The organism is Methanobacterium sp. (assembly GCA_016222945.1).
Classification (GTDB): Archaea; Methanobacteriota; Methanobacteria; order Methanobacteriales; family Methanobacteriaceae; genus Methanobacterium_D.
This window is the reverse complement of sequence record JACRPY010000006.1, coordinates 67,384-82,511: the sequence shown is the minus strand read 5'-3', so window position 1 is coordinate 82,511 and position 15,128 is coordinate 67,384. Positions and strand designations below refer to the sequence as shown.

General features: G+C 31.0%; 17 protein-coding genes. 7 read left to right on the top strand and 10 right to left on the bottom strand.

Annotated features, from left to right (window positions below; all coding sequences use genetic code 11):
- Window positions 1-161 precede the first annotated feature (161 nt).
- Window positions 162-869: a HEAT repeat domain-containing protein gene (locus HZC47_09370; GenBank protein MBI5681090.1), complete on the top strand. Its 708-nt coding sequence runs from the start codon at window positions 162-164 to the stop codon at window positions 867-869.
- A gap of 46 nt (window positions 870-915) precedes the next feature.
- On the opposite strand, the gene HZC47_09365 is transcribed toward HZC47_09370, so the two are convergent.
- Window positions 916-1,782, bottom strand: a complete 867-nt coding sequence (locus tag HZC47_09365) for a DUF1724 domain-containing protein (GenBank protein MBI5681089.1) — start codon at window positions 1,780-1,782, stop codon at window positions 916-918.
- Window positions 1,783-1,888: 106 nt separating this feature from the next.
- Window positions 1,889-2,725 carry a DUF1724 domain-containing protein gene (locus HZC47_09360; protein MBI5681088.1) on the bottom strand — a complete coding sequence of 279 codons (837 nt, stop codon included), beginning with the start codon at window positions 2,723-2,725 and terminating at the stop codon, window positions 1,889-1,891.
- A 180-nt stretch (window positions 2,726-2,905) separates the two neighbouring features.
- On the opposite strand from HZC47_09360, the gene HZC47_09355 reads away from it, so the two are divergent.
- Entirely contained in the window at window positions 2,906-3,661 is a 756-nt protein-coding gene (locus tag HZC47_09355) for a TatD family hydrolase (GenBank protein ID MBI5681087.1), read from the top strand.
- Between the two features lie 11 nt (window positions 3,662-3,672).
- On the opposite strand, the gene HZC47_09350 is transcribed toward HZC47_09355, so the two are convergent.
- From HZC47_09350 to HZC47_09325, 6 genes are all read right to left on the bottom strand, one after another.
- A complete protein-coding gene (locus tag HZC47_09350; protein MBI5681086.1) occupies window positions 3,673-4,551 on the bottom strand; it encodes a carbohydrate kinase family protein in 879 nt (292 codons plus the stop codon).
- Window positions 4,552-4,722: 171 nt separating this feature from the next.
- The gene (locus tag HZC47_09345) at window positions 4,723-5,511 is read right to left on the bottom strand and encodes a P-loop NTPase (protein ID MBI5681085.1); all 789 of its coding nucleotides are present in this window, start codon (window positions 5,509-5,511) and stop codon (window positions 4,723-4,725) included.
- 20 nt (window positions 5,512-5,531) lie between these two features.
- On the bottom strand, window positions 5,532-6,314 hold the full coding sequence (locus tag HZC47_09340; GenBank protein ID MBI5681084.1) for a P-loop NTPase: 783 nt from the start codon (window positions 6,312-6,314) through the stop codon (window positions 5,532-5,534).
- A 10-nt stretch (window positions 6,315-6,324) separates the two neighbouring features.
- Complete coding sequence (locus tag HZC47_09335) at window positions 6,325-7,479, bottom strand: DUF4388 domain-containing protein (protein MBI5681083.1); 1,155 nt, start codon at window positions 7,477-7,479, stop codon at window positions 6,325-6,327.
- A gap of 150 nt (window positions 7,480-7,629) precedes the next feature.
- On the bottom strand, window positions 7,630-7,980 hold the full coding sequence (gene sepF, locus HZC47_09330) for a cell division protein SepF (GenBank protein ID MBI5681082.1): 351 nt from the start codon (window positions 7,978-7,980) through the stop codon (window positions 7,630-7,632).
- Between the two features lie 55 nt (window positions 7,981-8,035).
- Complete coding sequence (locus HZC47_09325) at window positions 8,036-9,088, bottom strand: DUF1611 domain-containing protein (GenBank protein ID MBI5681081.1); 1,053 nt, start codon at window positions 9,086-9,088, stop codon at window positions 8,036-8,038.
- 197 nt (window positions 9,089-9,285) lie between these two features.
- Here HZC47_09325 and HZC47_09320 point away from each other — a divergent pair, with 197 nt between their 5' ends.
- The 3 genes from HZC47_09320 (at window position 9,286) to HZC47_09310 (ending at window position 11,371) form a co-directional block, all read left to right on the top strand.
- Complete coding sequence (locus tag HZC47_09320; GenBank protein ID MBI5681080.1) at window positions 9,286-9,633, top strand: roadblock/LC7 domain-containing protein; 348 nt, start codon at window positions 9,286-9,288, stop codon at window positions 9,631-9,633.
- Between the two features lie 121 nt (window positions 9,634-9,754).
- Window positions 9,755-10,714 (top strand): AAA family ATPase, encoded by a 960-nt coding sequence (locus HZC47_09315; protein MBI5681079.1) that lies wholly within the window; start codon window positions 9,755-9,757, stop codon window positions 10,712-10,714.
- Between the two features lie 102 nt (window positions 10,715-10,816).
- Window positions 10,817-11,371 (top strand): ZPR1 zinc finger domain-containing protein, encoded by a 555-nt coding sequence (locus tag HZC47_09310; protein ID MBI5681078.1) that lies wholly within the window; start codon window positions 10,817-10,819, stop codon window positions 11,369-11,371.
- Between the two features lie 221 nt (window positions 11,372-11,592).
- On the opposite strand, the gene HZC47_09305 is transcribed toward HZC47_09310, so the two are convergent.
- Both HZC47_09305 and nadC read right to left on the bottom strand, forming a co-directional pair.
- The gene (locus HZC47_09305; protein ID MBI5681077.1) at window positions 11,593-12,027 is read right to left on the bottom strand and encodes a hypothetical protein; all 435 of its coding nucleotides are present in this window, start codon (window positions 12,025-12,027) and stop codon (window positions 11,593-11,595) included.
- A 244-nt stretch (window positions 12,028-12,271) separates the two neighbouring features.
- A complete protein-coding gene (gene nadC / locus HZC47_09300; protein MBI5681076.1) occupies window positions 12,272-13,108 on the bottom strand; it encodes a carboxylating nicotinate-nucleotide diphosphorylase in 837 nt (278 codons plus the stop codon).
- Between the two features lie 157 nt (window positions 13,109-13,265).
- Here nadC and rnz point away from each other — a divergent pair, with 157 nt between their 5' ends.
- A complete protein-coding gene (gene rnz, locus HZC47_09295) occupies window positions 13,266-14,174 on the top strand; it encodes a ribonuclease Z (GenBank protein ID MBI5681075.1) in 909 nt (302 codons plus the stop codon).
- Between the two features lie 102 nt (window positions 14,175-14,276).
- Entirely contained in the window at window positions 14,277-15,041 is a 765-nt protein-coding gene (locus tag HZC47_09290) for a mechanosensitive ion channel family protein (GenBank protein ID MBI5681074.1), read from the top strand.
- Window positions 15,042-15,128 lie beyond the last annotated feature (87 nt).

Below are 15,128 nucleotides of genomic sequence, written 5' to 3'. Positions count from 1 at the left end.
TTTAAATTAAGCGAAATACAATTTTTTTATTTAAATAACATTCAATTTCCTGCTTAAATTTTAATACAATATTTTGTAAAGTTTTAATTAACCTGAATCATAATTGTATATTAAACAGATAAATGCAAATTTTATAAGAAATGTTAAAAAGGAGCAACCAAATGCTTTATGAAGATCTAGAAAAAATGAGAAACAATAAAGACATTGAAGGTCTCATAAAAAATTTAAACGATACAGAAGATAATAAAACTCGTGAGATAGCAGCCTATTTTATTGGTGATTTAGGAGATGCAAAAGCTGTTGATCCACTAATTAAGTTACTAAATGATGATCATTGGCCTATTCGGAAAGCTGCTGCATTATCTCTTGGAAGAATTGGAGATAAAAATGCAGTAGATCCCTTAATCCGTCTTTTAAAAGATGAATATTGGCATGTTCGAGAAATTGCTGCCCTTTCTCTTGGTTTAATAGGAGATAAAAAAGCAGTTGCACCCATTATCAAAGCACTGCAAGACGGATGTGTTAATGTTAAATGTGAAATAGTTGAGGCCCTTGCAGATATTGGAGATAAACAAGCTGTGGAACCATTGATGGAAATTTTAAAAGATAAAGATTATCTCTTACGTGCATGTACTGCTATTTCTCTAGGCAAATTAGGTGACAATCGAGCCATCATGTCCCTTGTTGGATCTTTAAATGATGAAAGTTATTTAGTCCGGGTAAATGCAGCAAATGCATTAGGCAATATAAGCGACGAATCTGCACTCCCCTATTTGAATGCTGCCTTAAAAAATTCCAAAGGAGAATCCCAAGGATTTGAAGACGCACTTAGAGAGGCTATAACTAAACTAGAAAATAGAAAAAAATGATTTTTAATAAATAAAATCTTATTTTTAACATTAATTAAAAATAAAACTATATCAAAATAGATATCAGTTTATCCAGTCTTTTTAATTCGATTTTATCTGCCTTTTTTTGATAATAATCAAATAACTTATTGCCCCATGCAATAGCATCAGGATGTTCACTTATCAAATCCCTTAAAGAATCATATGTTCCATTTTTTTTGTACAAACCCAATGATAAAAAATTATCTGTAACTGTAAATCCTACTTTTGCATCTTCATTTAATCGCCACAGAATCAGATTTTTTTTGGAAACCCACCTGATTAAATCTTTCAAATTCGTTTTATGAATGGACATAATGGTTTTTTTTAATACTTCATCCGTTAATATAAGTTCCACTTTAATTTCACTGTTTTTATCTATTATTTTTCTAAATACGCCTACAAAATCTGGATGAAAAACCGTAGAAACTCCTCTTATATTTTCGGATTGAGATACCATATTTACAAAATTTCCATGGGTTTTGAAAATATCTGTGTTATCAGATTCAATTAGCTGCGAATTACTTAAATCACCAATTTCCATTAACAGGTGATGAGGAATAGCATCTATCTCATGTTTAAGCCATAAATTTTGGCTATTTTTCAGTATAACCATTGATTTAATCATATCAATGTATTTAGGCACCAATATTCTTCCGATTTCCGATAGATAGTAAGTATCCTCCTCTTTTAAAACTATTTTTTGTTTTACAAGTTCATTAATACCATGTATAATGGTAGATGGTTGTATCCCGGTCAATTTTCTTAATTGCTTAGTTTTTTTAGGCCCATCATTTAAACTTATCATGATTTTCATTCTGACACTTGATATGCCATAGAATTTTAAATCATCCTTCACTTCATCATGAAAAAGAAAAATATCATCAGTATACATAGATTCACCTGTAAAATTATAATATAATATTGATATTTAACAACCATATAAAAATAGTTATTTAAAAAGACATGAGAAGAGTTATAATAAAATAAATTTTTATCATTTAAAGGTTTTCTAACTCGTCTAAATTAAAGTTTTGGGATTTTTTTAAGTAATAATCAAATAATTCATTTCCCCACTTAATTGCATCTCTATCATAGCTTACTAAATTCATTGTAGCATCATATAATCCATCATTTAAAAATAAACCCAAACTAAAGAATGTTTCAGTGACTGTGAATTTTATATTAACATCCTCATCGATTTCCAATAAATTGAAATGGTTAGAAGATATTATTTTCTCCAATTTATCACGAGATACAGTTTTATTAACAACACCCAATATTAATGGTGTTAATATCATTTCTACTTCTGCTTCACTCTTAAATCTTTCTTTATATAACTCTAAATAGGGATAATAAAAAATTGAATTAACAGCTCTTATTCTATTACATTTAGACAATATTTCAGCATAATATGTTTGTGGCTTAATGATGTCTGTAGATGTAGACTCTACAATAAAAGAATTACTAAGATGCCCTATCTTTATAATTAAAAATGGAGGTATTCCACTTATACAATGATCCAGCCATATTTTTTCGCATTTTGTAATTGCATGAACTGATTTAAAAAAATTTTCCAATTTAAGGGCAATAATCCTGCCAAATTCCGATAAAAAATATCTACCTTCCAATTTAAAGACCATATCTTCATTTTCAAGTGCTTTAAGTGCACGCAATATGGAAGACGACTGCAAATTCATTTCATTTTTAAAGTCATTTAAACATTTATCCGATTTATTTAATGATAAAATAATCTTTGTACGGACAGCTGACGCTGTAATAAACTTTATATCGTTTTTTACAGATTCATACACATCTAAAATATTTTTTGTATCCATAATAATCTCCTTTATAAGGATATGCTAAGCTATATTATGAATCATTTCACTAATCATAAGGATATTATGCTTTTTAACTATAAATATATTAAATTTATGTAAATAAACCTTTAAGATAAAGCATAAATATATTAGTCCTATAACCAGATTTAAACCCAAATAACTCCTATTGGTGATTTTATGATAGATTCACATATACATGCAGATACAAGGCCTTATGAAGACTTTGAAAAAATGGCAGTAGCTGGCGTTGAACTTGCTATAACTTGCGCTCATGACCCTTTTCGCATGACTACCTCTGATGTAGTCTTTGACCATTGGCACCGTATTTTAAACAATGATATTAAAAGAGCTGCAGAAAATGGTTTAAAGTTGTATGCAGCCATTGGAATTCATCCAAGAAGCATTTCAAAAGACTTCAAAAGGGCACTTGAAGCTTTGCCTTCCTGGCTTAAAAATGATTGCATAGTTGCAATTGGTGAGATCGGTCTTGAAAAAGCTTCAGATTCTGAAAAAGAAATATTTAAAAGACAATTACAACTTGCTGAAGACTTAAAAATGAAAGTCGTTGTCCACACACCACGTACAAACAAAAAAGATGTAAGTAAAGTTACAGCTTCAATTATAGAAGAAACTATAGACCCTGCATTGGTTATCATAGACCATGTAGATAAAACTATAGTTGATGATGTTATTGAGCTTGATTCAATGCTTGGAATCACTGTTCAGCCCCAAAAAATGACTCCTGACGAAGCTGTTTCATTAATCGCAGAATATGGATTTGAAAAGTTCACCATTGATAGTGACATAAGCTCTTCACCTTCTGATAGTTTGTCTGTACCCAAAACTGTTCATAAAATGAAATTAGCTGGTTTTGAAGAAAAATATATCAAAAAAGTTTCACATGATAATGCAGCAATGTTTTTTGGAATTTAAATGTTTTTTAACTATTTAAAACCCAAATCCTGAAGTCTTGGAGTGTTTAAAGCACCTAATTTATTCACGCAATAAGATGCTACATTATTTGCAAACTCCATACATTCTTTTAACTCTTTTTCTTTAATGTATGCTGCAATAAAACCTGCTGCAAATGCATCTCCCGCTCCAGTAGTGTCTATTGATTTAACTTTTTTTGCTGGTGAATAAATAACTTCATTTCGAGTGTAAAGAGTCGCACCTTTTTCTCCAGAGGTTACAATAACTCTAGAAACTCCAATATCAATAAGTATCTGTGCACCTTCGTCCATTTGCATTCCAGTTAAAATAGTCATTTCCTTTTTATTTAAAAATAAAATATCCGTTCTTTTGAGGATTTTTTCAAGTTTATGAAGTCCAAAAGATGAAAGTATCGGTCCGGGGCTAAATGATAGACAATTAGCGTGTTTTGATGCCCTTTCAACCACATTCTGATACATTTGAGTAACATGAAGGAGTTTTGATTCTTTAATATAATCAATATCCTCTTTTTCCAGTTGAAATTTCTGGTTTGCCCCTATAAACGTATACATTGATCTTTCTCCCTGTGGCTCAACTGCAATAAAAACCATGCCTGTTTTTTCATCTGTCATTAAAAATCTTTGAGTTTCAACTCCTTCTGTTTTAAATTCCTTTTCTGCCACTTCACCAAAATAATCATGACCAACTCTGGCCATAATGCCGGTTTTAACACCTAAACGTGAAATGCCAATAGTAAAATTAGATGCTGATCCTCCAACAGATAGGATAAGTTCTTTTATAGCTACTTCATCATCTGGAGCTGCAAATTTATCTACTTTTTGGATAAAATCAACATTACACGCCCCCAGTCCGACTACATCCACTGGCAAAAATTTGTCCCCATTTTCATTTTATTTAGTTCTAAATAGGTTTATTTGGAAAATAACTTTTACTAAATTTCTAAAAATTAACATAATCCACATTAATAACTAAAATATGGTTGAAAATAACTTGAAATAAATAATATAATTAAAAAATGATTTAAAATGCAATATATGGCCTTAATCTGGCAGTATACCTATAAATTTCTTCAATCTATTTAGGATGCCGGCTTTATCTGGTTCAATAGGCTTATAATCTTCTCCCAGCAAATGTGCTGTAAGTTGCATGATAGCATTGCTTGTAGGGGATGATGGGTTGATTTCAACAACTGATTTTCCAAGAGCCATTGATCTTTCAACTTCGCGGTCATATGGAATAATTCCAATCATAGGAACTTCCAGTATGGATTCTATTTCGTTTACAGAAAGCAGGAAACCATCATCATACCACATATTCAATACAAATCCAATTATATTAATGCTAAGCTCATTAGATAAAATTCTGATTTTAAGGGCATCTGCAACTGAAGTCATTGTAGAATTTGTGACAATGATCATTTCTGAATTTTCAGGAAGCCCTTCAAAAATGTTAGAATTAATACCTGCAGGCATGTCCATTAAGAAAACATCTCCATACTCTGATATTTCATCTAATATCTTACTCCAGGATATATATTTTGGATTTATATGTCTTAATGTTTCAAAATGTATTCCAGTAGGAATAACTCGAATACCATGATCAATTTCATAAACACAGTCTTCAATAGACCTATTTTTAGCAAGTACATCATGTAATGTGACATCTGGATTTAAAAGGCCAGTTATTATATCCATATTTGCCATAACTAAGTCTAAATCTAACATTACCACATTTCTGCCGAATAATGACATCCCTACACCAATATTAAATGTTAGTGTAGTTCTGCCAACTCCTCCTTTTCCAGAAGCAATTACTATAAATTTTGACATTTTAACCATTTATTTGAGCTTTATCCTCTTTTTCCAAGTAAACCTTCAACCAGTTTAGAGATAACTCCTTTTTTATCTGGTTCAATAGGATGATACTCTTCTCCAATAAGATCTGCTCCTAATTGCATGATTGCATTGCTTGTAGGAGATTTGGGGTTTCTAATTACGAGAGGTTCTCCAAATGCAGCTGCTCTACTTACTTCAGGGTCATCAGGAACTACTGCAATTACTGGAACTTCTAAAATAGTTTCAATTTCATTAACAGTTAAAAATGTTTTATCATGCTGCTCCCTGTTAATAACAACTCCAATTATGTCCACTCCCAGCTTGTTAGCAACAATTTTAGTCTTTAATGCGTCGCTTATAGATGGAACTTCCGGTGTTGTAACTAATATAAGTTCCTGTGCTGCTGCTATTGCTGCCAGAGCATCTTTTTCAAGCCCAGCAGGTGCATCGATTAAAAGAATATCTGCCTCTTCAACTATTGTCTCTAAAGCATTTTCAAGCCTATCTAATCTAATTTTACGAAGTCCTTCCAGTGAAATTCCTGCAGGAATTACTTTAACACCACCAGGCCCTTCATATATGGCATCTTCAATAGTAGCTTCCCCTGATAAAACATCATGCAAAGTTACTGATTTTCCTTCCATTCCCAGTATAAGTTCTAAATTTGCCATAGCTACATCTGCATCAAGCACTATGGTTTCTTCTCCGTAAGTCGATAAAGCTACTCCTAAGTTTGCAGTTACGGTTGTTTTTCCAACTCCGCCTTTTCCTGAGGCGACAGTTATAACTCTTGTCATTTAGTACCTCCTAGCTGATCTCTACATTTATTTCAAAATCATCTACAATTTCGGGATATCCTCTAAAACTTTTTTTTATTTCAATTTGAGTTATATTTATTATTTGCTTTCTTAACTTTTCAATACCTTTTGAATCACCAACAATTCTGGATAAAAATCCTTTTGATTCATATTCTGTAATTATATTTATATTTCCAGTTAATTCACTGCTATTATCTAAAAAAACCATTACTTCAGTTCCCTTAATTTTAGGGATGCCTAAAATAGATTTTTTAATTTTGTTCATAAGAGTTAATTCTACTTTTTCAATGTCTTCATCACTTAATGATCCGCCTTTATATGTTTCCAGGATGTTGTCAACTTCTGTCTCCCCAACATCTTTTAAACCATATTTTTTCATTAATTCAGCCCTATCAACAGCTTCAGCTTCAACACCGGGCTCTATAAACTCAATTTCTTCAATGTTTTCAGGCTCTTTAATCTCGGCTTCTTCCACAGCAGGTTGTTCTTTAATATCGGGTTTTACATCATGTTCTTCAGCAGCCGGTTGTTCTTTAATATCGGGTTTTATTTCTGTTTCTGGAGCTTTTTCTGATTTTAGTTCATCTGAATTATTCAAAGATTCTGTTTCAGCTTTTGGCTCTTCTTGAACCAGCTCCGCAGATGTCTCAGCCACTACTGATTCTTCAGGCTCTTTTTTAACCTCTTCAGGCACTTTTGGTGTCTTTGGTTCTGGTTCTGGAATATTTTCCATTTCAGATTTTGATGGTTCGGAATTTGTAGGCATTATTTTTTCTTCTACATCTGATTTTGATTTTTGAAGTTCGTCCAAAACATCAAATTTAGGATCAATACTAATTAAATAATGTTTATTCATGTCCATAAAATATTTAATTTGAGATTCTCTAATATCAAAGACTTCAATTAATGTTTTACTGTCTTTTATCGCTACTTTTATGTTTTCAATTGCATCTACCTTAGAATAATCACCATATGACGCTGCAACTTGTTTACCTTCATTAAAAAGGATATAGCCTTCCAAAGATCCAGAAGTTACTCTGATAAATCCATTAAATCTGTTTGATTTGAGTTCCCCTAAAAGTTCACTGAAATTAAGTTCATCAGCATATGACATTCGGGAAGGTCGTGTAATCGGTAACTGCATTTTTAATTCCTCAAGACAACATTTAATAGTAGAATTTATTGATATTTAATTAATTGAATTTATTATATTACTGAATATTTTTATGTTACTGTATATTATCCTTTTCTATTTTTAGCTTATATTAACTTAATAAAATTAAATACTCAGCAATTACTTTCTTACAAGCTTAATTTCGGGAGGAGTTATAATTACCACGTTTTTACCGCTTTTACACAGTAATATTGCTTCTCCACCTACTGTGTTTCGAAAATCTCTTAATTTTTCGCCTGCCTGTTTAAATTCATCAGGATCATCATCTATAAAACCCATATCCAATATAATAGGATTCTTTTCTTCTTTTATTTGATTCAATGCATCATCTAAATCATGAATCCCATGGGCCTTCATCAAGATTATTTCATAAAAAGAATGCTCAGGAACTATTATATTTTCTACTTCTTCCTCTTCTTTTTCATCTTCTAACCCTAGATTTTTCTTTATATAATCCATGACATCTTTCATTTTTAAAATTCCCCTATAAACAGTTTATTAACTGGTTAAAATGATTTTAACACCATTAATTTAGTCCAACATAATCCATGATTACATTAAGTAATCTTGATGCTCCACCATTTTTAATATCTACTGCTGGCAATTTGTATCTTTCCTCATACTTTAATATATCATTTTTGTTTTGGACATTTCTCATATTCAAAGATATACCAACAACTTTTGTGGGTTCCAGTGATTCTATAGCTTTAATTTCAGTTCCTATTCCACGCGGTTTCCTAAACGGATGATTAGGTCTATGACAAACAACAGTAGCGTCAGCCATGGCCCCTATAAGTATTGCAGCTGAAAGACCTCTCGGATGAGGATTTCCATCTTCAGTAAGACTGGATTGGCCTTCAATGAATATTATATCTGGATTCTTCTTATTTTCCATATATTTCATTGCACCCATTACTGCAGCTGCTACATCCATAACTGAAAGACTTCCTGCCCTAAAATTCATATCAACTGGATCTTCAAGCCCCATTTCATCAGTAGAAATTATAGCTGCATTTAAACCCTTCTCTTCAGCTGTTTTTCCAAGAATTCTTGTAGTAGTTCTTTTACCACATTCTTGAGAAGTACCTCCTATAAAAACAACGGGTACTTTGGGTTTATATTTAAGTTTAGGCAGTACTTCAGTACATTGTAGTGGAGATGTTCCAAATATTTTGTTTATAACATCTAAACGCGGACTAATTTCCTTAATAAGCACTCCTTTTGATTTGGCAAACATTAAAAGCGATTTATTTTCATTTAATGATAATGATCTAAATGAAACAACAACATTTTTTCCTTTATCTATCGCTTCAACTGCATACTTAAGCGCTGCACCTTCAGCACCAATTGGGAGCATTATTGCAACACTTTTAACGTCATTATTTTCAATTATTTCACTTAAGCTTGAGGATATTAAATTATCGCAAAATTCCATTCCCTGTTTTTTAATATCATCATCGACAAATCCAACAGCTTTTATACCTTCAAAATTAGCGAATTTTTCACCTCCGCCACCACATCCAACAACCGCAAAAGGGTTAAGCTTTTGAAGTTCTTTTACAGAAGTTATGTCATACAAATAATCACTCCTATTATCATTTACTAGGATTTTATGAGAATATACATTACCTATTTATTTAATAAATGTTAAACCAAGATATATACTTTAAGATATATAATTTGGGTATGGATAGGCAATCTATTGTGGAGGTTGAAGAAAAATGCAAAGCATTATTCTGAACCCCATAAAAATAAAAATTTTTATGGAGGCATAATATGATAGAAAGAGTACTTAAAGATTTAGGTAGAATTAACGGAGTAAACGGTTCTTTAGTGGTTGGGAAAGATGGTTTAATCATAGAAAGTGAAGTTCCAGGAGATATAGATTCTGAACTTGTAGCAGCAATGTCATCAGCAGTTTTCGGTACAGCTGAACGATCTGCTGAGGAAATGAAACACGAACCATTACAACAAGTAATGATAGAAGGAGAAAAAGGTAAAACTCTTATGATAGATGCAGGTGAAGGAATTTTAGTAGTTATAACTGATATTGATATTAATTTGGGTTTAATCAGAATTGAAATGAGAAGAAGTGCTGAACGTATTATCGATCTTCTTACATAATTCGTAATTGTCATAAAATAAGCATTCATATATAACATTGTGTAATTACTGATAATATCCCGTCAAATAACCATATTTTCAATTATAATAATGTGATTTTTTTATATAGGGAGATGTCACGTTGAGAAAACCATATGTTATATTAATAGGAAGTGCTTCAGGTATTGGTAAATCCACTATAGCTTCAGAACTAGCTAAAGAATTAGGAATAAAACACCTAATAGAAACTGACTTCATTAGGGAGATTGTAAGAGGCATAATTGGTCCGGAGTTTGCTCCGGCACTCCATAAATCTTCTTTTGATGCATATGTTACTATAAGGGATAAAGAGAGATACAAAGATAATGGTAAAAGTCTAATAAGTGCTGGTTTTGAAGAACACGCTTCTTTTGTTATTCCTGCAATTGAAAAAGTCATTAAACGAGCTGTAGATGATTTTGACGATATTGTGATTGAAGGAGTACATTTAGTACCTGGTTTTGTAAATATTGATCAGTTCAGTGATGATGCGTCGATTCATTTTTTTGTGCTAAATGCTGAAGAAGAAGCTCATAAAGAACGATTCGTGAAAAGAGCTATGAAAATCAAACGTGGCGGCAAACATTTAGAATATTTCAAAGAAAACCGAATAATACACGACTACTTAGCTAAACAAGCAGCCGAACATGGTGTTCCAGTTATTTATAATGATAATATTGAAACTACCGTTAAAGTAATGCTCACCCATATAAAGCAAATATGTAAAACTATGATTTTTAAACATTCTGCAGATGATATAGAAAGTGAAACAGGCATAGTTTTAAAATATGGTGGAAGAATGGAAGATATCTCTTATTTTATACATGGTTTTTCTGAGCCACTTAGAAGAAAGATTGATGTGTATGATCCAAAGGAAGCTGAACGCTTTTTTAATTTATTAAAGAAAAATAAAAAGCGAAGAGATGACTTAGCTGGACTTTATGAACTTTCAGATAATTTTCACAGCCATCGATTATGCGCTCCAGATGATGAAAGCCTTGAACTAATGATAAACGAACTGAAAGAAAAAGGATTTTTGTTTGAAGAGAAGGAACATCCTTAAACAATTATTGCCTTTCTAATTATATTGGGTTTCCACAATATATTAAATTTGAAGTAATATTTTATAAATTAATAATTAAGGAGAGAATTAATTTTGAATGAGATGAAAGGAGATTGTCCTGTCTGTAAAACAACTGGAACTATTGAATTTATTTCTAAAACCGAAGAAATACCATATTTTGGTAAGATTATGGAATCAACAATTATATGTTCTAATTGCGGGTATAAACATTCTGATATGATATGTCTTGAGCAAAAGGAACCTTTAAGATATTCTTTAGAAATTAACAAGAACACTTTAAATGCAAGAGTTGTAAAATCCCAGACTGCGACGGTTACAATACCTAAATTGGGGCTGAAGGTAGAGCCTGGATCTAAATCACAAGGTTATATATCTAATGTTGAAGGTGTGCTAAAAAGATTTGAAGATGCTGTTAAAACTGCTTTAAACTTTGTTGATGATGAAGAATCAAAAAGGAATGCATCTAAAATACTTGTTGAGATAGAAAATGTTAAGCATGGAGAAGGAAATGCAGAACTAATAATTGAGGACCCATTTGGACACAGTATCATAATTCATGAAGATGCATCATGGCGAAAATTAACAGAAGATGAAATTAAAGGTTTAAAAACAGGTTTTACAACAATTGAACAATAAATGAAGGTGTTTTCATAAGTACGGGGATATTGGCACTTATTATAGGATTATGTGTTATAATTAGTTATATAACCATAAAATTCGGCCGTCTTTATCTTAAAGGCCGGCCAAAATAAATAATATATAATGTTGACTTAAAAATAAAAAATTCATATATTAACTAAAAAAATAGAAGCAAAGAAAAACTTTTAAAAAAATAAAGAAGTATACTATATTAATTATTAATATACTGTATCTTCCACTTCTTTTAACTTTAAAGTCCTTCTAACATCAAGACTTAAAGCATCACAGTCAGCCTTAATAGCATCTAAATGCTTTAAAATCCTTTCTTTTTCTTCATTTATCCTTTCCACATTTTTGTATGTATATATGGATTCTTTGAGCATTTCATACTCGATTGTGGTATAAGGATATTCATTTAGTTGTTTACAGACATTTTCCAAAATTTGACCCAAGAATTTGTTCATTTCAACTTTAACACGTTCTCTTATCATTTTGTCATTATCTAAGTTCTGTTTCATTAACCTTACAACTTCTGCTTTAGCAAATGGTAAATCTTCAGCTTCTTCTGGAACTTCATCTGGAACTTCTTCTAATATCTCTTCTTGTATTTCTTCCTGATTTTCTTCTGTTTGTTGTATTTCTTCTTCGTCCATAAAATTCCTCCATAAATTAATTATTAGTATAAGAATGAATAATAGTGTATGTAAAAGAATTTAACATATAGTCTCATTTTAAACATCAATACTTATAAATCTATGCATAAATACTGCTCATCTCTTCAATTATTCTGCAAGCTTTATAAACTAATTAGTAGTTATAATAAAAATGCATCATTTATAGAAAAGTCATTGAATAAAATCACTTGGAAATTAAAATTCAGTATTTAAAAATTTAATATTATTTTTGAGTAATTTCAAGACTTATATCCAGTGATTTTGCTGAATGAGTTATATAACCTGTTGAAATTATATCTACAGCTGTTTTGGCATATTCTATAATATTTTCAGGATTTATACCTCCAGAAGCTTCTATTAAAACATTTTTTCTTAAATTTTGGGCTTCAAGAGAAGATAAAACAGTTTCAATCTTAGATGGAGCCATATTATCCAGCATTATGATATCTGCACCGGCCTTTGCAGCAGTTATTGCATCTTCAACGTTTTCAACTTCAATTTCTATTTTTTTGGTGAAACTAACATTATTTTTTGCTATAATCACTGCATCCTTAACACTGCCCACTATTTCAATATGATTATCTTTTATAAGAACACAATCATCTAATCTGAACCTATGAGTGTCGCCGCCGCCAATTTTAACTGCTTTTTTCTCAAATATCTGTAATCCCGGAGTTGTTTTGCGTGTACATGCAAGAATAACGTTTTTATTAACTTCACGTATCTCTTTTAAAGTATTAAAGGTTAAAGTGGCAATACCACTCATTCTCATAAGAAAATTGAGTAGTGTACGTTCTAAGCTTAAAATTAACCTTGCATCACCACTGATTTCCAGGATAGTTTCATTTGCAGCTATAGTATCTCCATTTTCTTTTATTAATGATTTTTTAAGTCCAAATTCATCAATTAAACACCCTACAATATCCATACCTGCGATAATTCCGTTTTCTTTAGCTATTATTTTGCCTCTGGCTTTTAAATCCTCTGGAATTAGTGCATTAGTTGTTATATCTTCAAAACCTATATCTTCATAAACCATCTGTTTTAAAATATCCTTCATAATTATCCCTATTTAGCTATATAAGATAAAAGATATAAATTATTAACTGTAGAAATATTTATACTCAATTTTCGATGCAACACCATAAATAAATTGAATCATACTATTATACTAAATTTATAACTACTAGAAATTCTTATTACTAAAGGTGAAATCAATGGAGCTCGTATTTTTAGGAACATCAGCAGCACTTCCCACAAACCACAGAAGTCACCCCGCAATTACTTTAAAAGCATTTGGGGAAGTAATGTTATTTGATTGTGGCGAAAATACACAGCTTCAAATGTTAAAAGCCAAAATAAGTCCAATGAAAATAACAAAAATATTTATAACCCATTTACATGGAGATCATATACTTGGCCTTCCTGGAATCATACAGTCAATGGCATTTAGGGGAAGAAACCGCCCATTACACGTATATGGCCCCAAAGGGTTAATTAAAATAATTGAAATGATAAAAAACTTTGGATATTTTTCCCTTACCTTTGAAATCCACGTCCATGAAATAAATGATGGAATTATTTTAGAAGAAGAAAATTACATGATAAGCTGTTCTAAAATGTGCCATAGTGTTTTAAATTTCGCGTTCAAAATAGAGGAAAAAAGAAGGCCTAAATTTATTAAAAAAACTGCAATAGCCCTTGGAATAAAACCAGGGCCTGATTTTGGAAAGCTTCAACAGGGTATTTCAGTAAATATTGGAGATAGACAAATAAAACCTGAAGAAGTACTTGGAAAAGAAAGAAAAGGTAGAATAATCGTTTATTCTGGTGATACATCACCCTGCAAGGAAATGGTTGAATTTGCAAGGGAGGCTGATGTTTTAATTCATGAATCAACCTTTGAAGGTAAATATAATGAAAAAGCATGTGAAATGGGTCATTCAACCTCCGTTCAAGCTGCAGAGATTGCAAAAAAATCAAATGTCAAAAATTTGATAATTACCCATATAAGTACCAGATATAAAAATTCAGATTTACTTGAAGCTGAAGCAAAAGAAATATTTAAAAATTCAACCATTGCAAAAGACTTTATGAGCATGGAAATAAAACGCAACAACGAATAATCAACTGAAAACCTAATTGAAACTCATTCTCTTTTTAACTAAAACTATTTAATATTATATACAAAAATAAAAACTAATGAAATGTTTTTTGGAAGTGAAATAATGAATATTGAATCGTTGCTAGGAGATCCAAGATTTAAGGATATTATCGTAATAGCCGTAACATTACTTGGAGCTTTATTATCTATTAAATGGGCAACATATTTGCTTAAAAAAACCCATGAGAAATGGGACGTAGATTTGACTCTAATTCAAGCCTCTCAAGAAATTACAAAATATTCTATTTATTTAATTGCCCTAATTATTATCCTTAATGAATTAGGATATAATTTAACTGCAGTTGTTTTGAGTTTAGGTATTTTCGGTATTGCTATTGGTTTTGGAGCACGTGACACAATATCAAATTTCATTTCAGGGCTTTTTATACTTGCAGATAAAAGTATTAAAGTTGGAGATATTGTTGAAATATCCAATCAAAAAGGAAAAGTGGCTAAAATGGGTTTTAGAACTACTACACTACTTACCTATGATAAAAGAGTTATTAAAGTTCCTAATTCTATTTTTTCATCAAGCCCTTACATTAATTACACTGCATCAGATTTAAGAAGAGTTGATCTGAATATAACATTGCCCAATGATATAGAACTGGATAAAACCTTGAAAGCACTTGAAGATATGGCTTCACAATGCCAATGGGCTTTAAAAACTCCGCAGCCTAAAGTTATTGTTAAAGAATTATCTGACGTTGGAGTTAAGTTGACTTTAAATATATGGATTAATGATGCATGGAAAGTGGCAGAGTCAAAATCCAATCTAGCAAAAGAAGCTAAAAAACTATTAAAAAATATGGAATCTAAAAATAATTAATTCAATATCAATTAAGTAAGAATAAACTTAACAGATTTTTGTAATCATATAATAAAGTATATACGATGGAAATTTCAACATAATATT